23 protein-coding genes are annotated in these 21239 nt (G+C 45.3%); 6 read left to right on the forward strand and 17 right to left on the reverse strand.

Going from position 1 to position 21239, the window contains the following annotated elements:
* Positions 1-24: 24 nt before the first annotated feature.
* Positions 25-1101: a tartrate dehydrogenase gene (locus tag M3191_RS01020; protein ID WP_251697593.1), complete on the reverse strand. Its 1077-nt coding sequence runs from the start codon at positions 1099-1101 to the stop codon at positions 25-27.
* A gap of 172 nt (positions 1102-1273) precedes the next feature.
* On the opposite strand from M3191_RS01020, the gene M3191_RS01025 reads away from it, so the two are divergent.
* Positions 1274-1579 carry a hypothetical protein gene (locus M3191_RS01025; RefSeq protein WP_251697594.1) on the forward strand — a complete coding sequence of 102 codons (306 nt, stop codon included), beginning with the start codon at positions 1274-1276 and terminating at the stop codon, positions 1577-1579.
* Positions 1580-1609: 30 nt separating this feature from the next.
* The gene (locus M3191_RS01030) at positions 1610-1789 is read left to right on the forward strand and encodes a hypothetical protein (protein WP_251697595.1); all 180 of its coding nucleotides are present in this window, start codon (positions 1610-1612) and stop codon (positions 1787-1789) included.
* A gap of 61 nt (positions 1790-1850) precedes the next feature.
* On the opposite strand, the gene M3191_RS01035 is transcribed toward M3191_RS01030, so the two are convergent.
* The 16 genes from M3191_RS01035 to M3191_RS01110 all read right to left on the reverse strand — a co-directional run bounded on the left by M3191_RS01035 (position 1851) and on the right by M3191_RS01110 (position 17413).
* On the reverse strand, positions 1851-3266 hold the full coding sequence (locus M3191_RS01035) for an SLC13 family permease (protein WP_251697596.1): 1416 nt from the start codon (positions 3264-3266) through the stop codon (positions 1851-1853).
* Positions 3267-3302: 36 nt separating this feature from the next.
* Positions 3303-3995: a class I SAM-dependent methyltransferase gene (locus tag M3191_RS01040; protein ID WP_251697597.1), complete on the reverse strand. Its 693-nt coding sequence runs from the start codon at positions 3993-3995 to the stop codon at positions 3303-3305.
* A gap of 33 nt (positions 3996-4028) precedes the next feature.
* Positions 4029-4700 (reverse strand): GntR family transcriptional regulator, encoded by a 672-nt coding sequence (locus M3191_RS01045; RefSeq protein WP_251697598.1) that lies wholly within the window; start codon positions 4698-4700, stop codon positions 4029-4031.
* A gap of 24 nt (positions 4701-4724) precedes the next feature.
* Positions 4725-5888: a mandelate racemase/muconate lactonizing enzyme family protein gene (locus tag M3191_RS01050; protein WP_251697599.1), complete on the reverse strand. Its 1164-nt coding sequence runs from the start codon at positions 5886-5888 to the stop codon at positions 4725-4727.
* Between the two features lie 31 nt (positions 5889-5919).
* A complete protein-coding gene (locus M3191_RS01055; RefSeq protein ID WP_353056489.1) occupies positions 5920-6846 on the reverse strand; it encodes an NAD(P)-dependent oxidoreductase in 927 nt (308 codons plus the stop codon).
* Positions 6847-6862: 16 nt separating this feature from the next.
* The gene (locus M3191_RS01060) at positions 6863-7417 is read right to left on the reverse strand and encodes a Fe-S-containing hydro-lyase (RefSeq protein ID WP_251697601.1); all 555 of its coding nucleotides are present in this window, start codon (positions 7415-7417) and stop codon (positions 6863-6865) included.
* Positions 7418-7428: 11 nt separating this feature from the next.
* Entirely contained in the window at positions 7429-8274 is an 846-nt protein-coding gene (locus M3191_RS01065; protein WP_251697602.1) for a fumarate hydratase, read from the reverse strand.
* Positions 8275-8300: 26 nt separating this feature from the next.
* The gene (locus tag M3191_RS01070) at positions 8301-8813 is read right to left on the reverse strand and encodes a PaaI family thioesterase (RefSeq protein ID WP_251697603.1); all 513 of its coding nucleotides are present in this window, start codon (positions 8811-8813) and stop codon (positions 8301-8303) included.
* A 14-nt stretch (positions 8814-8827) separates the two neighbouring features.
* Positions 8828-10183, reverse strand: coding sequence for an MmgE/PrpD family protein (locus tag M3191_RS01075; RefSeq protein WP_251697604.1), 1356 nt, complete (start codon positions 10181-10183; stop codon positions 8828-8830).
* A 158-nt stretch (positions 10184-10341) separates the two neighbouring features.
* Entirely contained in the window at positions 10342-11511 is a 1170-nt protein-coding gene (locus M3191_RS01080; RefSeq protein WP_251697605.1) for an acyl-CoA dehydrogenase family protein, read from the reverse strand.
* Positions 11512-11541: 30 nt separating this feature from the next.
* Positions 11542-12348 carry an enoyl-CoA hydratase/isomerase family protein gene (locus tag M3191_RS01085; protein WP_251697606.1) on the reverse strand — a complete coding sequence of 269 codons (807 nt, stop codon included), beginning with the start codon at positions 12346-12348 and terminating at the stop codon, positions 11542-11544.
* A gap of 27 nt (positions 12349-12375) precedes the next feature.
* Positions 12376-13299 carry a hydroxymethylglutaryl-CoA lyase gene (locus tag M3191_RS01090; protein WP_251697607.1) on the reverse strand — a complete coding sequence of 308 codons (924 nt, stop codon included), beginning with the start codon at positions 13297-13299 and terminating at the stop codon, positions 12376-12378.
* Positions 13300-13324: 25 nt separating this feature from the next.
* Complete coding sequence (gene pcaC, locus M3191_RS01095; RefSeq protein ID WP_251697608.1) at positions 13325-13708, reverse strand: 4-carboxymuconolactone decarboxylase; 384 nt, start codon at positions 13706-13708, stop codon at positions 13325-13327.
* Complete coding sequence (locus M3191_RS01100; RefSeq protein ID WP_251697609.1) at positions 13705-14919, reverse strand: CaiB/BaiF CoA transferase family protein; 1215 nt, start codon at positions 14917-14919, stop codon at positions 13705-13707. Before M3191_RS01100 ends, pcaC begins: the two co-directional genes overlap by 4 nt.
* A gap of 58 nt (positions 14920-14977) precedes the next feature.
* On the reverse strand, positions 14978-16300 hold the full coding sequence (locus tag M3191_RS01105; protein WP_251697610.1) for an MmgE/PrpD family protein: 1323 nt from the start codon (positions 16298-16300) through the stop codon (positions 14978-14980).
* 78 nt (positions 16301-16378) lie between these two features.
* Positions 16379-17413, reverse strand: coding sequence for a DctP family TRAP transporter solute-binding subunit (locus tag M3191_RS01110; protein ID WP_251697611.1), 1035 nt, complete (start codon positions 17411-17413; stop codon positions 16379-16381).
* A 311-nt stretch (positions 17414-17724) separates the two neighbouring features.
* Between M3191_RS01110 and M3191_RS01115 the strand changes: the two genes are divergently transcribed.
* The 4 genes from M3191_RS01115 to M3191_RS01130 all read left to right on the forward strand — a co-directional run bounded on the left by M3191_RS01115 (position 17725) and on the right by M3191_RS01130 (position 21126).
* On the forward strand, positions 17725-18222 hold the full coding sequence (locus M3191_RS01115) for a TRAP transporter small permease (RefSeq protein ID WP_251697612.1): 498 nt from the start codon (positions 17725-17727) through the stop codon (positions 18220-18222).
* Entirely contained in the window at positions 18210-19475 is a 1266-nt protein-coding gene (locus M3191_RS01120) for a TRAP transporter large permease (RefSeq protein WP_251697613.1), read from the forward strand. Before M3191_RS01115 ends, M3191_RS01120 begins: the two co-directional genes overlap by 13 nt.
* A gap of 19 nt (positions 19476-19494) precedes the next feature.
* Positions 19495-20328, forward strand: coding sequence for an HpcH/HpaI aldolase/citrate lyase family protein (locus tag M3191_RS01125; RefSeq protein ID WP_251697614.1), 834 nt, complete (start codon positions 19495-19497; stop codon positions 20326-20328).
* 402 nt (positions 20329-20730) lie between these two features.
* The gene (locus M3191_RS01130) at positions 20731-21126 is read left to right on the forward strand and encodes a VOC family protein (RefSeq protein ID WP_251697615.1); all 396 of its coding nucleotides are present in this window, start codon (positions 20731-20733) and stop codon (positions 21124-21126) included.
* The last annotated feature ends 113 nt before the right edge of the window (positions 21127-21239 follow it).

The following is a 21239-nucleotide window of genomic DNA, read 5'->3' on the forward strand; positions in this document are numbered from 1 at the left end:
AATCACTCCTCACTCATAAACGCATTAGTTTCCGATCGTCACTTTACCTGATTTCAATCTGCCGATGATCTGCCCGGTTACCTCAGCTGTACTATGCTTTCCGCCAATGTCCGGGGTCAGGAACCCATCGTTCGTGACGGCCTCAATCGTATTCAACAGTTGCTGGCCAAGTTCCTCTTCTCCGAAATGATCCAACATCATTTTAGCGGTCCAGATTTGCCCGATCGGATTCGAAATCCCTTTCCCTACGATGTCAGGAGCAGAACCATGGACCGGTTCGAACATTGAAGGATATTTTCCGTTCACATTGATATTTGCTGCAGGCGCTATACCGATGCTACCCATGATGGCAGCACCCACGTCTGTCAAGATATCCCCAAAAAGGTTGCTGGCAACGACGACATCAAATTTGTCCGGATGCGTAATGAAGAATGCAGAGAGTGCGTCGATATGCTGTGAATCCGTTCGGATCTCTGGATATTCCTTTGATACTTCCTTGAATATTTCATCCCAGAATGGCATGGAATGAAAAATCCCATTCGATTTTGTCGCACTCGTTACATGGTTCCTTCTCTTGGCCGCGAGTTCAAACGCAAATCGCATCGCCCTCTCTGTCCCCCTCTTGGAGAAGATGGCATTTTGGATCGCAATTTCGTCATCGCCTTGAAAGATCCTTCCACCGACCGAGCTATATTCCCCTTCGCTATTTTCGCGCACGACCATGATGTCGAAATCTTTTGGATTGACTAACGGAGAACGGACGCCTTTGACGAGTTTTGCCGGGCGAAGATTAATGACTTGCTCAAATTCGCGTCTGATTTTGATTAATAGTCCCCAAAGCGAGATATGATCAGAAACAAGCGATGCATCTCCAACGGCTCCTAGGAAAATCGCGTCAAAGTTTTTCAATTTATCAAGACCGTCCGCATCCATCATGACCTCATGCTCTAAATAATAATTGCAGCTGTATGGAAACTCTTCAAACTCAAATTTCAATCCCCCATGGACATCCGCAATTGTGTGAAGCACATCAATTGCCGCCGGTACGACTTCCTGACCAATTCCATCTCCCGGAATTGAAGCGATTTTATAACTTTTCATTTCCATTACTCCCTTTCTGAATGTAGAAAAATATAATTCAATCATATTTACCGACTATTCCGGTAACTAACTAGCCAATGATAGGACATTAGTGGATTTTCCTCAGATTTTGGACGCGCAGCAGCTCGCTTCGGACGCGTAACGGCTCACTTTGGACGCGCGGCAACCCGCTTTGGACGCGCGACGGCTCACTTTGGACGCGCGACGGCTCACTTTGGACGCGCGGCACCCCGCTTTGGACGCGCGGCAACTCGCTTTGGACGCGCGGCAACTCGCTTTGGACGCGCGGCAACTCGCTTTGGACGCGCGGCAACTCGCTTTGGACGCGCGGCAACCCGCTTTGGACGCGCGGCAGCTCACTTTGGACGCGCGGCACCCCGCTTTGGACGCGCGGCACCCCGCTTTGGACGCGCAGCGGCTCGCTTTGGACGCGCGGCAGCTCACTTTGGACGCGCGGCACCCCGCTTTGGACGCGTAACTGCTCGCTTTGGACGCGCGGCACCCCGCTTTGGACGCGCAGCAGCTCACTTTGGACGCGCGGCAACCCGCTTTGGACGCGCGACGGCTCACTTTGGACGCGCAGCGGCTCGCTTTGGACGCGCAGCGGCTCACTTTGGACGCGCAGCAGCCCGCTTTGGACGCGCAACGGCTTGCTTTGGACGCGCGGCACCCCACTTTAGACGCGTGACGGCTCACTTTGGACGCGCAACGGCTCACTTTGGACGCGCGGCAACTTGCTTTGGACGCGATTAAAACAACCCAATCCATCTCCACCACGTGGAGGCGACAACTACAGTTGCAAGTATTGTTATGAGGGTCGCATAAAAACCAGGTTTCAAGAAGTCATTCTGTGACACCATTCCAGTACTATGCGCCAATACATTCGGCATGGATTCTACAACTAACATGAAGCCATAAAGACATGTCAGCCCAGTCGTGAATCCGATAAGTAAGGGATCCACCCCTGCATTTGCCGCCACGCTAATCATGACGGGCACCAATGTGACAACTGCAGTAGAAACATTCGATATCATTTTATGAAACAGCTGAGCCATCAGAATAACGATAATGATCGCTAGTAATGGGTTTTGTAAAAGATTCACAAACCAGGTCACACGTAAATAATTACTGATTATATGCGTAGCGCCCGACTCGACAAATGTATAGCCCATCGATAACGTTAAACTTATAATCAGCACCGTATTATAATCGATTTTCACGATTTTCTCCCAAGTGGCAACACCGACTATAGGCAATGTCATCAGAACTACCCCTATTAGAGCGGGGGTGCTCGGGTGCATACCATGCATGGGTTCGGTTAGCCAGAGTCCTACAATGAAAGACAAAATGAGCAAACAGCGGATCTCTCGTTTATTCACAGGGCCAATTTCCTGTAATCTCGCTTCCATCTCTTCTTTAATTAATGGAAAGAATCGTTGGTCCTTTTTCAATGGAAATACTTTCAGCAGCATATACCAGATTGACGGGATTAAGATAAGCCACAATGGAAATGTATAGGTAAACCATTGAAAGTACGTTATCTTTATGCCGGCAAAACGATTTAACAGCTCTACCGTTAAAATGTTTCCAATTGCCGCGGTCATAACGGCGGTACCGCTAATGTTTCCGCCAAAAGCAACCCCTAGCATAATCATCTTCCGTAGATTGCTTCCGGGTTTGGCATCTATCGTTTCGATGATCATTGTAGAAACAGGGAGCATCAATGCTGAACGGACTGCCGTTGCCGGGATGAAAAAGGCTTGGATCTGCTGGACAATAATAATGCTTCCTAGCAATCCTCTTGAACTGCTCCCCCATCTTCTCAACACCATATAGGTCATTCTCTTAATAAGAGTGGTCTCATTTACAGCAGCCGCCAGCATCATACCCGCTACGATTAAGAAAGTGGCGGGGGATGCGAAGCCGCTTAAGATGACTGATGAGTCTGCCACATTAAAAATTAACATGAATAACAGCAAAATTAAGGCAGTGAGTCCTAACGGTATCGGTTCCAATGACCATAAAACAATCCCAAAGGTGATAATGCTCGTCATAAGTTTTGCAGAAGTGGAAAATGTATCGGGCAATAAGAAATACATCCCCAAGAAACATAAAATCGCTACTGCAATATACAACATCGGAGTTGCGTCCCCAGCCTTAGGCATTTTCAAAGCCCTCAACCTTTCCTGTACCATCTAACTTTATGCGGCGTAACAGATCCAACCCGCAAAATGGTTCGTTCTAAAAAAGTTTGCGATTTTTACGAAACCAGCCTCCTCAAGCAATCTACGAATTTCCGACTCTGGAATAGACGATTCCGTCAACGTCCCCTTCATGAGCTCGTCCACTTTCTCTTCCGGTAAGTTGGTCGTATCCAGCCAATAATCTCTCCACAAGGAAACGAGCATCTTAAACTCCGGATCATTCAAATCGCCACATTTGCTAACAAGCACAAACGGGGAGCCAGGCTTCAAATGTGACCTCACTTTTTCCAATAACGCCAGTTTTTCCTCTACGTCCGCAATGAAATGAAGAACTAATAGACATGTTGCACCATCAAAAGAAGAATCCCCCGGTACATCGGCTACCGTCCCATTGATAAATTCCACACGTTCAGCGATTCCCAGTTCCTCACATTTGAACTTTGCAACTTCCAGCATGGATTCAGAAGGATCCACAGCTGTAAATGTCCACCCTGGATTTGTTGGCCCAAAAGCTTTCAGTTCATTTCCCCCGCCGCCCCCGACAATAAGGAGAGAAGCTTCTTCTTTAAGATTCGTGCGTAAAAATGTCTGTGACAGTCGCATCATCGGATCATACGTAGGTAGTGTCCGTCGAACCCCTTTGTCATACTCTGCCGCAATCTTCGAATCGAACTCCATCTTTTCAGGCACCTTACAACCCCCGTCTTTGTGTCGTATGAAACTCTAATCTCGGTTGTTTTTCATCATATTGATTAAATTATCTCGAGTTCTCAATATATGTTTTTCAGTCACTTTTCTAAGTTCCTCGCCATTACCATGCCTTGCATATTCCAACATCAGATAATGTTCTTTCCGGCCTTCATCTATCGTATTTGCAAGCAAGCTCGGCGTATAGGAAGGTATGCCTTTCCAAAGCGTCTCAATGAATCCTTTGATCCTTCTCCATGAACAGCCTCCCATTAATACTCTATGGAATTTTTCATTGAGATCCATATATTCCTCAATGTCATTGTCATCCCCGTGTAATCTTGACATTTTCGTATATAATTCTTCCAAGTCCTCAAAGTCTTCTTCCGTTAAAAATCGAAAAGACTGTTCTACAGCTTCACCTTCCAATAATGCCCGCAACCGGTAAATTTCCTCGATGTCCTCTATTGAAATAGGTGTTACGATTGCTCCCCTTCTCGGCTCAATATGAACCAGCCCCTCCATTTCCAACTGGCGCAGCGCTTCCCTGAGTGGCATCCTACTCACACCTAATTTTTTGGCCCATTCCTCTTGCATCAATCGTTCCCCCATCTTAAATTCACCTTTTAAAATGAGTTCACGTAGTCTCGTTGTCACTTTGAATTGCAGCGTCATTCGATCATAATCAGGCAGTTTGTAAGTATTCATCCTCTTCCTCGTTTCTGTTAGCTGTTATCCAATCGTCAAAAGCAATTCATACAGATCAGATTTCGCTTCAAATCCGATGCCAGGAATTTCAGGCATTTTTACATACCCATCTTCAACGGCGTAATTATCTGCGAACCCTCCAAATGGTTCAAATACTCCAGGGTATGATTCGTTTCCATGAAGCGCAAGTCCAGCTGCTATATTCAGCGACATTTGGTGTCCTCCATGAGGTATGCATCGTCTGGATGACCAACCAAACTCTTTCAGCATCTCAAGAATCCGTAAATACTCGACCAGTCCATAGCTCAATGCACAGTCAAACTGAAGGAAGTCCTTTTCAGGATTCAATCCCCCATAACGAATCAAGTTCGTAGCATCTTGCAGCGAGAAGATATTTTCGCCTGTTGCAATTGCATGCGGATAACGCTTGGATAGTTCAGCCTGCAAATAGTAATCTAGCGGATCTCCTGCTTCCTCATACCAAATGAGTTCATAGTCTTTGATGTTCTCGCCAAATTCGATCGCATACTTCAAGTCGAATCGCCCGTTCGCATCGACCATTAGCCCGCTTCCTTTAGGCAGGATATCGAGAACCGCCTCAATACGCTGCATATCCTCTTTCAAGGAAGCACCGCCGACCTTCATTTTGACATCGCGATACCCTAAAGCTAAATAGCGTTTCATCTCGTCTTGAAGTTCAGTTAACCCTTTTTCAGGATAGTAGTAGCCGCCTGCTGCATAGACGTACACTTTTTCATCCACTTCACCATTTCCGTATTCTTCGGCAAGCAGTCGATACAATGGTTTCCCTTCTATTTTTGCAACTGCGTCCCAAATAGCCATATCAAGGACACCAACTGCGACCGTCCGTTCACCATGACCGCCCGGTTTTTCATTCGCCATGACGATTGCATGGATTTTATGGGGATCAAAATTAGTTCCAGCTTCATTCACAATATCTTTAGGATCCGCTTCCATTAATCTTGGGATGAAGCGCTCTTTCAATAAGGAAGTTGGTGCATAACGTCCATTGGAATTAAACCCGTAGCCGACTACCGGCTTCCCGTCCTTGATCACGTCTGTTGTAATGGCGATTGCGGAAGCGGTCATTTTACTAAAATCAATATACGCATTACGAATCGGACTGCTGATTGGAACTGTCTTTACATCAATATTTGTGATTTTCATATCCTCTACCCCTTTTTAGTAGTGATCCACCTCATGAAGAAATAACGTTCACGGTATCCTGAACGCCTTTAATCTCAACTTCATACTTCTCTTCAATATGCTTGACGATCAATGTATGATCGGAGCCCACTTTCTTCTGTTCCAATGCTTTTTTCCATACTTGAAGATTCGCATTCGCGATATCCAATGACACGTTTTCGGTCTCCGCTATGTGATTTGCAATCGTTAAATCCTTCACCATCAAGTCAAGGGTGAATCCAGAATCAAACTTCCGGTTCAAAATTTGACCGGGAAACTTCACTTCACTGGAAGCACTCCTACCCGTGCTCGTATTAATGACAGAAAGCATTTTGGTTGGATCTAAGCCGAGCTTGACTCCGAGTGCGATGGCCTCTCCTGTAACAGCAAGGGTTGTTGCTGAGATCATGTTATTCAACGCTTTTATCGTATGCCCCGCTCCGATCGCTCCCACGTGTATGACATTTTCGCCGATCTTACTTAATAGCGGTTGGACTTCCTCATAATCCTCTTCTTCGCCGCCTGCCATGATCGTCAATGAGCCATTCCTCGCTTTGCTGACACCCCCACTAACAGGTGCATCGATCATTCGGAAGCCTTTGCTCGTTAAGATGGCATTCAGTTCTTTCGTTGAAGAGGGCTCGGACGTTGACATCTCGATAAATAGACTCGTTGATGACATTCCATGCACAAGCCCATCATCCCCCAAGACAATCTCCTTCACGATACTCGCATTTGGCAATAGGGTAGTAACATATGGATAGTTGCTTGCTAATTGCGCAGGCGTCCGTTCAATGTCAGCTCCTACCGCAGCCATTTCGTTCATTGCTTGTTCATTACTATCGTATACGCCAACTTCAACTCCGGCTTCCAGAAATCGTTGGGTAATCCTGCTCCCCATATTGCCTAAACCTATAATTCCTATTTTCAATAGATTCACCCCTTGCGTGGAATCGCTACTTGTCTTGTCTAAATTTGGCTACGCTGTCAATGTAGACATCTCCGCCATATATATCGTTAATTACGACGACAGGAAAATTCTCAATCTCCAATTTACGGATCGCTTCCGTACCTAAATCTTCATAGGCAATGACTCGTGAAGCCTTGATGGAACGCGAAATCAAAGCCGCAGCCCCTCCAACAGCACCGAAATAAACAGCCTCATTGTCAATCATTGATTGCTTGACCACTTCGCTTCGGTGCCCTTTTCCGATCATTCCTTTTAGACCTTTTTCCAATAAAGCCGGGGTATATAAGTCCATCCGTTCACTTGTAGTCGGACCTGCAGAACCGATCACTTCCCCGGGTCTGGCAGGAGTGGGGCCAACGTAATAGATGACTTGGCCGGTCAACTCCACAGGCAGCGGCTTACCTTCCCTGATCGACTCCGCCATCCTCTTATGCGCCGCGTCTCTCGCGGTATATACAGTGCCGGATAATAAAACCCGGTCGCCGGCCCGTAATGTTCTCACATGCTCTTCCGTCAATGGTAGTTGTATATTTATCGGCATACCTACGCCCCCTAACCCATTTGAACCGTCTGATGCCGGCTAGCATGGCAATTCAAGTTTACCGCTACCGGAAGCGCAGCAATATGGCATGCCTCCGATTCGATCTTCACATCCAACGCCGTCGTACTGCCGCCCATTCCTTGAGGACCGATTCCCAAGCGATTAATCTGTTGAATGAGTTCTTCCTCCAGATCAGCAATCTCTTTACTCGAATGGCGGACACCAATTGGTCTGAATAAAGACTTCTTCGCTAAATAGGCGCACCTCTCAAAATTCCCGCCGATGCCAACGCCGACAACTAGAGGCGGGCATGCATTCGGCCCTGCTACCTTCACGACATCGAGCACATAATCTTTGATCCCTTGTACGCCATCTGAAGGTTTCAGCATCTTCAAGCTGCTCATATTTTCCGCACCGCCGCCTTTCGCAGTCATATGAAGCGTCAACTGACTCCCTTCCACTAACTCAATGTGGATGACGGCCGGGGTGTTGTTTCCTGTATTTTTACGATTGAGAGGATCATAGATCATCGAGCTTCTCAAATAACCGGCGCTATATCCTTTTGCAACCCCTTCATTAATCGCATCGATCAGACTTCCGCCGGTAATTCTGCAATCTTGGCCCAGCTCGACAATGAAGACTGCCGTTCCGGTATCTTGGCACATCGGGACTTGGTCGCGTTTGGCGATATCGGCGTTTTCAACTAATTGGGAGAGTATTTCTTTTCCTGTATCGGATTTCTCCGTCTGTAAAGCCTTTTTGAAAGCGGAATAAACATCTTCTCCTAAATCAAAATTCGCCTTCTGACACATAAATTCGACTTGATGGACAATCTCTGCAAAACTGATTTCTTTCATTTGTATCCCCCTATCCGCCGCCATCCTCAACCGGCGACGTAAAACGTACCTAGCGCTTTCGCAACAAGTTCACCTTCGGAATCCTCAATGGTGCATTCGGCTACAATAGTCGTCCTGCCCCATCTTAAAATCGTTGGGATAGCTATCAAATGAGCCCCTGCCCCTTTTTTGATGAAATTCATTTTCATTTCCAAAGTGAATACTTTTTGGTCGTCCTCAAGTCTCTTCAAAATCATGAACCCGATCGCGACATCGGCTAATGTGTAGAGAGAGCCTCCTTGAGCCACGCCATACGTATTGACATTATGCGGCCCGAGGTTCATTTCAACTTTGTCTTCTTCCAATTGCCTGAGACCTGTCAATCTTCCATAGAGATGCATAGATGCCCTATCATGCTGTGGCTCTTCAATCAAATCCTTAAATGTCGATAGTAAGTAATCCACTTCCTCCAATTGCTTGATGGATAGTCCATCCAGTTTGGATGCAATGGAATCCTTCATTTTGAATCGTTCTTTGTTGTTAGGTTTCTCAGTTTCCATTCTTAACTCTCTTTCTATATATATTGGACATTCAGCTCGTTCATCAGATCAGCGACATTATCGATTGTTTCAATCCCTAAAACGCGATCAGCAAAAACTTGACGATTCTCCTCCGTCAAATTAGTTGCAAGTTTGATGAACTTGGCGCGTAGATCCTCTGCCGTGACTGGATTTTCCGGGTCCCCTTTAGGGAAATCAGTCTGTTTACGAATCGTTTTCCCGCTCTTTAGAACGACAGTTACTTTAGCTCCCCACTCTTTCGGATAGGCAGCATTAATAGCTGGATCCAATTCTAAATGCACTTTATCCATCACGTCCCGAATGGCATTGCCCCACAGATTCTCCCCGCCAAAATCGTCCAATCCCGCGCTCCTCTTGACCAATGCAAGAGCAGTGCAATATTGAACGCTGAATTTCGAGGCGTACTCCGTTTTCGGATCGTTGTTATCTGTTATATCGAGTGTTGCTTGATACGCCCCGATTTCGACATAGTCAATCTCATCAAGCTCAAAATCGTTTCCGTTTGCAATGTCGATCGCCAAGTCAATGACCGCATGGGTATGCCGGCAGGAAGCGTGCACTTTGAATGAATTCTCAAGAATTTTGAATTCATTTCCTAGATTCCTAGTGATTTTTTCTGCATCATGGACGTCGCTCATCGCATTGAAATAGCCTCTGTTTCCTTCTAATATCTTTTTGGCGCCTGTAAATCCCTTCTCTGCCAGCAGACTCGCCAGCAATCCATTCATGGCAGCTTTCCCAGTGTGAAGCTGCTTCGTCATGGCTCCATCTTCAATGAATTCCCATAGGCCGGCCGCCTGGGATCCCGCATTTCCGAGGGCATTTATAAATGCTTCTTCATCTAAATTAAGTAATTTCGCTGCAGCAACAGCAGAACCGAATGTTCCACAAGTCGCTGTATTATGCCAATAATGATAATGGGAAGGAGACACCGCTTCGCCAATTCTAAAGCTGAATTCGTAGCCGAGGACGATCGCCAAAATAAGATCCTTGCCGCTCAGCTCCTTCCATTCCGCCACTGCTAACGCCGCCGGTATGACGACGGTCGCAGCATGGATAATGGAGGACTTGTGGATATCATCCAATTCCACAACATGGCTCGAAGCCCCGTTCACGAGGGCTGCATTCAAGACAGATGACTTGCCCCCTGTCACAAGCGTCGCCTGGGGATTTCCACCAAACTCCGCAACTGCTTCGCTGATCATTTGAATCGGAGCTTTGGATATTCCTGCAAGAGCTGAACCGAAGTAGTCTAATATACAAAGCTTTGTAAAAGAAATAACGTCTTCCGGTAAATCTTCGTAGGTCAGTTGTGAATAAACCTTCGCCATCTGTTCACTCAAATTCACTAGTTATCCCTCCCCCTGTAAGTTCTCGTTCCTGCGCTAAGAGTTCTCGTTTTTCCACGATAAGTTCTCGTTCCTACGCAAAGAGTTCTCGTTTACCCCGAAAAGTTCTCATTCCTGCGCAAAAATTGCTCATTAAGCCCCGAAAAGTTCTCAAACCGTTAAAACGACCTCGGCATCCCCAACACATGCTGCCCTACAAAACTGACAACCAGATTGTTAGAGATCGGCGCAATCATGAACAAGCGGGCTTCCCTGAATTTCCTCTCAATATGGTACTCTGTCGCAAAACCGTATCCGCCGTAGGCATCCATTGCAGCATTGGCGGCTTTCCAAGCAGCCTCGGATGCCAAATATTTCGACATATTCGCTTCGGCTCCGCCTTTTTCACCCGCGTCAAACATTTCAGCAGCCTTATCCCTCATCAACTTCGCGGCTTCGATGTCCATGTATGCTTTGGCAATCGGGAATTGTACCCCTTGGTTCTGGCCGATCGGGCGATCAAACACGACACGTTCATTGGAATATTGAACGGCCTTATCCACAAAGTAATAGCCATCTCCAATGCTTTCCGACGCAATCAATATACGCTCCGCATTCATCCCGCTTAATACATATCGGAAGCCCTTGCCTTCTTCACCGATCAAGTTCTCAACCGGAATTTCAACGTTTTCCAGGAACACTTCGGTCGTCGCATGGTTGATCATCGTATCGATTTCACGAATCGTAATATTGTCCTTCTGATCGTTCATATCCAACAGGAACAAGCTCAGTCCATCTGTCTTTTTCGCCACTTCCTCTTTCGGCGTCGTCCTGGCCAAAAGCAACATCAAATCCGAATACATCGTCCGGGAGATCCAGATTTTCTGTCCGTTCACAATATACTTATCACCTTTACGGACCGCCGTCGTCTCAATACTTGTTGTATCACTGCCTGCCGTAGGTTCCGTGACACCGAATGCTTGAAGACGCAATTCACCGGTTGCAATTTTGGGCAGGAACCGTGATTTCTGTTCCTCGCTTCCATGGTTAAGCAGCGCGCCCATCGTATACATTTGAGCATGGCCCGCTCCCGCATTTCCGCCCGATCGGTTGATCTCCTCCAGAATGACACTCGCTTCCATCATACCGAGGCCGGCACCGCCATATTCTTCGGGAATCAATACCGAAAGCCATCCTTCATCCGTCAACGCTTTAATGAATTCCTCAGGATACTCCTTGTTTTTATCAAGTTTTGCCCAGTAATCTTCCGGGAACTTGCTGCATAATGCGCGTATGCTTTTTCGTATTAATTCAATTTCATCAGCAGAGCTTTTCGTAGTACTGACCATATAAAACACACTCTCCTCATTTAGGTCTTATTAGATTCCTCTCCAGTTCGGGGAACGTTTTTCATTGAAGGCTAACACGCCCTCTTTTCGATCTTCTGAGTTGGCGCACTTATAATATTGGTCCAATTCAATGGATAGCGCTGAATGGAGATCGGTTTGAAGACCCCTGTCAATCGACTTTTTGATTGCCTGAAGGGATAAAGGAGCATTTTTAGCGATTTCACGAGCAGCCGAGATTGTCTCTTCCATTAATCTGTCGCTTGAAAACACATCATTCACGAGGCCCACTTCCGCTGCTCTTTTGGCAGGTATGTGACTCCCTTTGAATAAAAACTCTTTTGCTAACGCTACAGGTATGGCTCTAGGCAGAAGCTGAGTGCCTCCGACTCCTGGAATAATTCCTAACGTCACTTCCGGCAACCCCATTTTCGCTTGTTCAGCCATATACCTGAGATCGCAGCTCAACGCCATCTCCATGCCACCGCCAAGGGCAAAACCGTTAATGGCTGCAATGACCGGGAACGGAAAATTCCGCAAGCCGTCATAGGCGTCCTCAAAAATATCGTGTTGCTTTTTCCACTGCTCATTGTCCATTGTTTTTCGTTCTCTCAAATCTGCTCCGGCGCAAAAACTCTTCTCTCCAGCTCCGGTTAGAACGAGTACTCTCAAATCCTTTTTATCTTTCAACATTGATAGGCATTCAATCATCTCGATTGCCATGAGTGTATTCAAGGCGTTCATCGCTTCAGGCCTATTCAGTTCAAGAATATATACATGGTCTTCCGCATGTTTTTCATCCAGACGGATTGTTTCCCATTTACTAGCTGTTACCTGCATGTTGATCCTCCTGACTATTGTTCTGGGCTAATTTGAAACTGGCACCGGGTATTTCCGATTATATGGCCCTGCTTTAAGGAGATAGCTGCTATTCTGATGTCCGATCATGTTCTCGAGTAGTGCAGATGCTTTCAGCAGTCCCTCTAACCGGATATCCGTCTGGATTCCCATACTATGCAACATATGGACAACGTCCTCCGTACAAACATTTCCGGTTGCACCTGGAGCAAAAGGACAGCCCCCCAGGCCACCTAGAGCCGTATCGAAACCTGTCACGCCCGCCTGTAGTCCAGCCAATATGTTGGCCAAGCCCATCCCTCTCGTATTATGAAAATGCAAATTGAACGTTTGCTCCGGAAATGAATTCTTCACTTCTTTCAGCAACTCGTACACTTGCTTCGGATTCGCCATCCCGGTCGTATCTGCTAACGTAATGTCGCCAATCGTCAAGCCAACCAATTGCTCAATAGTAGCGAGTATACGTTTCTTTGAGATATCTCCCTCGAACGGGCAACCGAATGAAGTTGCAATCGTTACAGTGAGCACCATTTCATTACGCTCACAAAACTCATTTATCTTTTTCAGTTCTTCAATCGATTCAGCAGTCGTTTTTTGGACGTTTTGCATATTGTGCGTATCACTCGCAGAAAAAACGAAGTTAATCCGATCCACTCCGAATTCCTTCGCTCGTTCAGCCCCCTTCAAATTAGGGACAAGTCCAATCAGATCCATATCTTCGCGAGCAATCTTTTCGAACAATTCCCCACTGTTCGCCATTTGCGGAACGAGCTTTGGATGGACGAAAGAGCCTAACTCGAATGACTTCACTCCTGCTTCCTGTAAGGAGGAGAATAAAATCTTTTTCTCTTCGACACTCAGTAACTTTTTTTCTAGCTGCAGTCCATCACGTAAAACCATCTCATTAATTGTTACTTTTTCAGGGAATTCCATTGTTAGCCCCCTCTACATGTAATGCTTAGTTGTTTGACTCTTCCTCTTCAAACACTGCAGTTGCAACACGGAAACTGTCGATTGCAGCCGGTACGCCACAGTAAATTGCAGTCTGCAAGAGAACTTCTTTAATCTCGTCCTTCGTCACGCCATTATTCAGCGCACCTCTCACATGCAGTTTCAGCTCATGCGGTCGGTTTAACGCCGTGATCATCGCAAGATTCAGCATACTTCTAGTCTTTTTCGGAAGCCCGGGCCTCGCCCATACTTCCCCCCAGCAATATTCGGTGACCAATTGCTGCATATCCATATTGAACTCGGTTGCATTTGCAATCGATTTGTCCACATACTCCGCTCCAAGGACGCTTCGTCTGATCTCTAACCCTCTTTCAAATTTTTCACTTGTCATGTTTTCGCCACCCTATCTTTTGTAGTTTGTATGACTCCTTTGGATAAAAGTTCATCAATCGTCTCCTGCGAAATACCACTATCTTGTAGTATCGAAATTGTATCTTCCCCTAATAGAGGCGGTGCTTTCCGAATGCCTACAGGTGAACCCGATAATCGGATCGGCAAGCGGGCAAGTTTCATTTCATCGATGAGAGGATGCTCCACACGCTCTAACATTTGAGTGCTCTCCACCTGTGGATGATCCATCATCGATGGGATGTTTCGGATAATCGAACTTGGAACGCCGGCTGCAGCAATCCGCTCGATCCAAGAGGAAGCATCTCGGCTGCTAAGGACCTGTTCAATCTCACGAGATAGTTGATTTCGATGTTGAACTCTATCTACATTTCTCTTAAATCTCGGATCTTCAATCCATTCTTCTTTTTCCAGCGCTTTGCATAGTTTTGCAAACAGCGAGTCATTGGAGATGCCGATCATAATTTCATCGGTGTTTGTTTTAAACGCACCATATGGAGCAAATGAGGCATGGCCCGTACCCATCTTCACCGGGGCAACGCCTGTAGCCATATACGAAAGTAAATGATAACCCGTCCAGAAGACCCCAGTTTCAAACAATGAAGTCTCCACTTTTTGGCCGATGCCTGTCCGCTCTCTATGTAATAATGCAGAGAGAATTCCGATTGCCCCCCACATGCCACTTCCTTGGTCAAGAATGGAGACTGCAGCCCTGGCCGACTCCCCGCCAGTGGGTCCGTTGATGCTCATGATGCCCGTCTCGGCTTGCACGATTGCATCATATCCAGGTTTCTTGCTATCCGGTCCTTCTTGTCCGTAGGCTGTCAGTGAACAATAGATCAAACCCGGGTTAAGCGCTTTCAATTTTTCATAGCCAAAACCGATTTCCTCGGCCTTTCCGAGCCGGAAGTTCTCAACGAAGACATCACCTTCTTTGACGAACTTATACAGCAGTTCTTTCCCTTCCTCGGTCTTCAGATCGATTACAATGGAACGTTTATTTCGATTGATTTGGAGATGATAGACTCCTTCGCCTTCCCATAGCGGCCCCATGCCCCGTGAATCATCCCCTATGAAAGGACGTTCTATCTTAATGATTTCAGCGCCTAAATCCCCCAAAATCATCGTTAAACTAGGTCCCGAAATATTTGTTGTAATATCAATTACTTTTATCCCTTTTAATGGACCTTCCATGGCCAACCCCTCCTTGTCATCAAACACTTTTTGGATTTTGTATCCAAAATAAAGGAAGCTAGTTCCCGCCCCTAGCCAATTCCTTGACTGACGTCACACTTTCCAAATTCAAAAAGCTATCTATATATCCATCCCGCACTGACTCATATGACCAACCGCTTGCCAAACCTTTGAACTTACTAATGATGTCTTCAAGTGTCATCGGGTTGCCCAGACTTCCTTTTGCATGCTGCACCTTATATACGATGCTTGTCCCATCATGCAAGACAGCTTTCGCCAGCACCTCTTCTTCCTTCATCTCGTCATCGACAACAACACGGATCTTCTTCATCATATTGTTAATGGTATGATCTTTTACATTTTCATCGGTATACTGTTTTTCGCTTGCCTCTCCCTTCAAGAAAGAGACAGCCGCCGTGAAATAGATACTGAACTTCCCTTCCAGTCCTGTTTGAGGATTTTGTTTTCCGGTCAATTCAAGTACATAGGGGTTCACTTTTAATTCGATGTATTCGAGGTCTTCTTCATTCACTTCCTGTTTCAAGTGGATGCATGCATCAATCGAAGGATGTAGGACAATGCCACACGCATACGGTTTGAAACTATTTTTCGCCAGCTCCCACTCAACACCCCAATCACTGTTAACTTTTGATAAGTCATGTTCCGGAGCAAGCACATTGGCAAAGCCCCTTTTGGCTTCCAGGATTTCGTTGGAACTTGTGAATCCTCTCTTCGCAAGCAATGCGGCCAACAACCCATTTTGCGCAGCTTTTCCAGGATGAAACGGCTTCGTCATTGTTCCAAACACTTCCCGGAGTCCAGATGATTGAGTTCCTGCAATTCCTAACGCCCAAGACAACCTCTCTTCATCCAACTTAAGTAAAATGCCGGCAGCTATTGCTGCACCAAATACACCTGTTGTACTTGTAATATGCCATCCCAGTTGATAGTGGCTCGGATAGACAGCATTGGCAATCCGGAGTTCAGCCTCACAACCTAAAATGAATGCATGAAGTATTTCCTCACCGCTCAGATCCAGATGCTCCCCTAAAGCCAAGACAACCGGGGCAACAGGACCACTAGGATGATGGATCGTGTCTAAATGAGTATCATCATAATCAAAAATATGGGAGGCCGTCCCGTTAATCAAAACACCCATCAGCAAGTCCACTTTTTCCTCCCTTCCGTACAATGAAACTTGTTCGGCGGATTGCAACTCCTTCGATAAATCTACTAACATATCAATTGAGCTATCACGGGCTGCTCCTATCGTCACCCCAAGCCAATTCAATAGACTTAATTTACCGTGGATCTTAACTTCATCAGGTATTTGATCAAATGAAGTTGTCAAACAATTCGAAACCAACTCTTTTGTAACCATTTCTCCATCCCCTATATAGAAGTGATTGAAAAGTTGCCCATACTATGTTCAACTTTTCAATCCTTTACGTCCATCCTATTACTTTTTAGAGATTTCTAAAGCTGCATCCAGCACGTCTGCACCGATTACATCTCGGTACTCTTCATAGATTGGTGCTAGAACCTTACGGAATTCTTCCACTTGTTCAGGAGTAAGTTCCAGAATTTCGATACTGCCGCTTTCTTTAATCTTGTCAAACGCCTGGTCATTTAGAGATTTGGCTTCTTCCCTTGCAACCTTGGTTCCTTCCGCAATTCCCGCTTCAACAATCTTCCGGGTAGCATCATTCATGCTTTCCCAGAACTTTGTATTTGTGAAGATTGCATAATCGACTCTCGTATGATTCATGACAGTCATATACTTTTGAACTTCATGGAACTTCTTTGATTCAATGTTGCTGAAAGTATTTTCCTGGCCATCAACGACGCCTTGATCCAACGCTGTGTATAATTCTCCGAATGGAATGGATTCTGACCCTGCCCCTAACGTCTTATAGATTGTCTCCAATAATTGACCGCCTTGCGTCCGGAATTTCAATCCTTTCAAGTCAGCAGGTTCCTTAATCGGTTTAACATCATTTGTCAAATGCTTCCCGCCGTTAGGCCACATGGAAAGACCTAACACCCCATCGCCAGTTAAACTGCTTAGAATTTCCTGTCCTTTTTCCCCATCCCAGAATTCAATCGCTTGTTCATCGTTTTTAAAAAGGAATGGCACGGATGGCATGTTGAATTGCGGATTATTTCCAACGAATTTTGATAGATCCGGTGCGATAAATTGGATATTATTCGCTACTAGGTTTTGATATTCATCCTGATCTCCGAATAACGAGCTATTTGGATAGATCTCCACCTTAATCTTTCCGTCGGACTCCTTTTCAATATATTCCTTCATCGCAAGAGCACCTCTATGTTTTGGAGTGTTCTCAGCAACTACGTGTGAAAACTTCACAGTCATTTTCGTGACGCCATCATCACTTCCCGCTTCCCCGCTCGCCTTTTCGCTATCGTTACACGCGGACAAAACCAATACCAACATCAATAGAAACACGAAAAAAGAATACTTCTTCCCCATTTAAATCCCCCTCCCATAATGTTTGAACTGCAATGCTGAATTTTCCCGTTACATTCCCGTAAGGTTCCCCTCCTTTATTTCACGGGCTTTTGGATACAATTCACGAATAATTTAACATATTGAAAATAGAATGTAAAGAACAATCGGACAAATTACACTAGAATAAATATTTAGTATTGATATTCTACTTTCCGTATACTATTATGTAGTTTAAGAATCTGTATCCAAAATACATTTCAGATTAGGAGGCGTTGTACCGGTAACTTTTCCAGCATTACATATCCAATAAAAGATTAGGGGGTAAATAAAGTATGCAAATTCTAGCTAAAATTGAAAACGCTTTCACTTGGATATTCTTCTCAGCCGGCGTCGGAATCAGTTTATACTCTGTTTTTATGCGCTATGTAATGGGCCATTCCCAGAGCTGGGCGACTGAGATCTATACGATGCTATTGGTTTGGGCAATCTTTATCGGCTTTTCAACTGCCTTGAGGGATGACAAGCATATTGCAATTGATATGGTATATGATCGCGCAGGCCCTCTATACAAAAAGATCGCCAATGCGGTTACTCTACTAATTGGACTCTCTTTCAGCATCTTCATCATATGGGCTGGCACTGAAATGGTTTTAGCTGCTTATTCACAAGGGATTAAAACGATTGATGTTGGTTTCCCAATTTGGATCAACTATTTAATCATGCCAATCGCAGGCACGCTCCTTGCTATCCGTTTCATTGAAAAGGCTCATCGATTTTTCATAAGAAAAGAAGACGCAATAAGTGAGGTGGATCATAAATGGCAGCAATAGTAGTAATCCTCTTACTTTTCGTCTTAGCCTTTTTAAGGGTCCCCGTAGCTATCAGTTTGGCTGTTTCAAGCATTGTCGGTCTTCTTATGGTCGATTTTTCAGTGAGTACCGTTATTCAAAAAATGTTCACGGGGGTTAACAGTACAACATTGATGGCCATCCCCGGATTCGTCTTTGCCGGTTTAATCATGGCTCAAGGCGGAATTTCAAAATACCTCATAGAATGCATTCAGTCATGGATCGGGCATACAAGAGGCGGACTATCAGTTGTTACCGTTGTTACCTGTATGGTTTTCGCGGCAATTTCAGGTTCCAGCCCTGCGACAGCCGCCGCGATCGGAAGCATTATGATCCCAATGATGGTTAGAGCCGGTTATGAAAAGAGATATACAATGGGGCTGGTCGCAGCTGCCGGTACTCTAGGCATCCTGATTCCACCTTCCATTCCTTTGATCCTCTATGGATCCGTCTCTGAACAGTCCACAGGGAAGTTGTTCTCAGCCGGAATTCTACCGGGAATATTACTCGGAGTGGCGCTAATTATTTATGCTGTAATTGTTGCTTATCGAAAGGGCTACGGTGGTCTGGAGAAAGTTCCTCTTAGCAAGCGCTGGATGCCGACTTTAAAAGCAACCTGGGGATTGATCATGCCAATACTCATCTTAGGAGCCATCTACACCGGTATCATCACCCCTACCGAGGCATCCTTTCTAGCTTGTCTATATGCGCTAATTGTATCGATTTTCATATACAGGGAATTGACATGGTCAAAAATGAAGGGAATCCTTATGGAGTCCGTGAACACTACTTCGATGATTTTCTTGATCATCGCATCTGCCCTTGTACTTGGAATGTTCCTCACAACTGAGCAGATCCCACAAGAATTCGCTGCCTGGGTGAGCAATAGCGGCTTTAATAAATGGACATTCCTTATTGTAGTCAGCTTGCTTTTCTTTGTTCTTGGCATGTTCCTAGAGCCGACAGCTATCATACTAATCACTTTACCTATATTCCTGCCAATTATCGTTGCACTCGACATTGACGTCATCCACTTTGCAATCATTATGGTTGTGAATATGGAATTAGGAATGATAACCCCACCTGTAGGACTGAACTTATTCGTCGTCAGCGGGATAACCGGGGAGAAGGTGGAGAAAGTCATCAAGGGAGTAGTGCCTTTTTACGCTATCTTCGTTGTTGTTTTAATTATCATCATCCTTTTCCCGCAGATTTCACTGGCACTAATTAAATAACTTGAAAGAGATGAGTACATTGATTACATCTTATCTTTTTGTTCCGGGGAATCGTCCAGATCGTATAGAAAAGGCAATGCTCGCCGGACAAGCCCATGCCATCATCATCGATCTGGAAGATGCCATCCCTTTCAACGAGAAAGTGAAAGTACGTGAACTGGTGAATGGGTTCCTATCAGATATAGAAGTACCATCGACAGTAGAACTGTATGTACGAATCAATGATTCCTCTACTTCCTTCTATAAAGAAGATGTAGATATGGTTTCAACTTTCCCCGACATCGGGATCATGTTGCCGAAAACCGAATCGCCTCTTGATATCCGTTATTTAATAGAAGGGATTGCAACAGACCAATCAATCATTCCATTAATTGAAACAGCTAAGGGAGTTCTATGTGCGTATGACATCGCCTCTTGCAGCAATCAAATTTCGAGAATGGCATTTGGCGCTGTCGATTATTGCCTGGACATAAATACGTCAATCTCAGACCATGGCCAAGAACTCATTTATCCAAGATCAGCTCTCGTACTTGCTTCACGGGCTGCCCGATTGCAAGCGCCCATCGACACAGTATTTCTGGATCTATCTGACGAAGAAGGCCTCATCGAGGAAATCCACCGGGCAAAAAACCTCGGAATGTATGCGAAACTATGCATCCATCCGAAACAACTCGACCACGTCAATACATTATTTGCACCTTCTGAAGCAGATATCGCCTGGGCAAATAAAGTTGTAAAATCATTTGAACAAGCGCTATCCAACGGCCTTTCAGCCATTCAACTGGATAACAAAATGATTGACCTGCCAGTCTACAAACAAGCACTAGTCACTCTAAGTAGAGTAGGCGAATAAAATTTAATGCGGTGCCTGTGCATGGTGCATTTATGACAATTCACCTTAGGACATAAATATTCAACAAAAAGTCAGCCGTTTGTTCAACGGCTGACTTTTTGTTTCCCGATTATACAATTGTAGTGAATAGACTGAATTGTGTTGGTGCCTGTGCAAGAAACATTTATGATAATTCTATATAAAGTATAAAAATGCATAGGAATGCGAGTCGTTTACCTTCATTGCTAACTTTCCCTCTCAACAATATACAATTGTAGTGAATAAACTAAATAGTGTGCTGCACAGGCACCTCTTCGGCATGCCTTTTAATTGCACAGAAGGGCATTTACACTTTGATCTATTAGGTGGTATTATTAATTTGATGAGTCGGAATCTTCAAAAATAGAATCAAAGGAGGCAGTTATGGGGAGATTAGTTCATTTCGAAATACATGTGGACGACATGGACCGGGCAAAGAAGTTTTATGGGGAAGTATTTGATTGGTCGTTCCAAGATTGGACCGATTTTGCAGGAATGCCTTACTTCGGAGCGGTGACGGGCGATGATAGTGAACCTGGCATCAACGGCGCTTTGATGCAGCGGCAAAGTGCACCACCTGAAATGGGACAGGCTATGAATGGATTCTCTTGTACAATGGGCGTCGAGAATTATGATGCAACCGAAGAGAAAATCTTGGCGAATGGTGGTACGGTAGCCATGCCTAAATACGCCCTGCCCGGTATGGCGTGGCAAGGATATTATATCGATACAGAAGGCAATGTTTTTGGAATCCATCAACCTGATGAAAATGCCAAATAAAATTTAATAAAGAAACTACCTTAAATTTAGGGCTGTCATGGAAAGTCGGTATTCAACGATTTTCTGGACAGCCCTTCTCTACAGTCAATGCCCTCAAATGCTTCCTCCAATCG

This window comes from Sporosarcina luteola, from assembly GCF_023715535.1.
GTDB classification, from domain to species: Bacteria; Bacillota; Bacilli; order Bacillales_A; family Planococcaceae; genus Sporosarcina; species Sporosarcina luteola_B.

Excerpts from the sequence above, each read along its gene's own strand:
- M3191_RS01020 (WP_251697593.1), bottom strand. The coding sequence starts at position 1,101 with ATGAAAAGTTATAAAATCGCTTCAATTCCGGGAGATGGAATTGGTCAG.
- M3191_RS01035 (WP_251697596.1), bottom strand. The coding sequence starts at position 3,266 with ATGCCTAAGGCTGGGGACGCAACTCCGATGTTGTATATTGCAGTAGCG.
- M3191_RS01045 (WP_251697598.1), bottom strand. The coding sequence starts at position 4,700 with ATGAATACTTACAAACTGCCTGATTATGATCGAATGACGCTGCAATTC.
- M3191_RS01050 (WP_251697599.1), bottom strand. The coding sequence starts at position 5,888 with ATGAAAATCACAAATATTGATGTAAAGACAGTTCCAATCAGCAGTCCG.
- M3191_RS01060 (WP_251697601.1), bottom strand. The coding sequence starts at position 7,417 with ATGCCGATAAATATACAACTACCATTGACGGAAGAGCATGTGAGAACA.
- M3191_RS01065 (WP_251697602.1), bottom strand. The coding sequence starts at position 8,274 with ATGAAAGAAATCAGTTTTGCAGAGATTGTCCATCAAGTCGAATTTATG.
- M3191_RS01070 (WP_251697603.1), bottom strand. The coding sequence starts at position 8,813 with ATGGAAACTGAGAAACCTAACAACAAAGAACGATTCAAAATGAAGGAT.
- M3191_RS01080 (WP_251697605.1), bottom strand. The coding sequence starts at position 11,511 with ATGGTCAGTACTACGAAAAGCTCTGCTGATGAAATTGAATTAATACGA.
- M3191_RS01085 (WP_251697606.1), bottom strand. The coding sequence starts at position 12,348 with ATGCAGGTAACAGCTAGTAAATGGGAAACAATCCGTCTGGATGAAAAA.
- M3191_RS01090 (WP_251697607.1), bottom strand. The coding sequence starts at position 13,299 with ATGGAATTCCCTGAAAAAGTAACAATTAATGAGATGGTTTTACGTGAT.
- pcaC (WP_251697608.1), bottom strand. The coding sequence starts at position 13,708 with ATGACAAGTGAAAAATTTGAAAGAGGGTTAGAGATCAGACGAAGCGTC.
- M3191_RS01100 (WP_251697609.1), bottom strand. The coding sequence starts at position 14,919 with ATGGAAGGTCCATTAAAAGGGATAAAAGTAATTGATATTACAACAAAT.
- M3191_RS01105 (WP_251697610.1), bottom strand. The coding sequence starts at position 16,300 with ATGGTTACAAAAGAGTTGGTTTCGAATTGTTTGACAACTTCATTTGAT.
- M3191_RS01110 (WP_251697611.1), bottom strand. The coding sequence starts at position 17,413 with ATGGGGAAGAAGTATTCTTTTTTCGTGTTTCTATTGATGTTGGTATTG.
- M3191_RS01115 (WP_251697612.1), top strand. The coding sequence starts at position 17,725 with ATGCAAATTCTAGCTAAAATTGAAAACGCTTTCACTTGGATATTCTTC.
- M3191_RS01120 (WP_251697613.1), top strand. The coding sequence starts at position 18,210 with ATGGCAGCAATAGTAGTAATCCTCTTACTTTTCGTCTTAGCCTTTTTA.
- M3191_RS01130 (WP_251697615.1), top strand. The coding sequence starts at position 20,731 with ATGGGGAGATTAGTTCATTTCGAAATACATGTGGACGACATGGACCGG.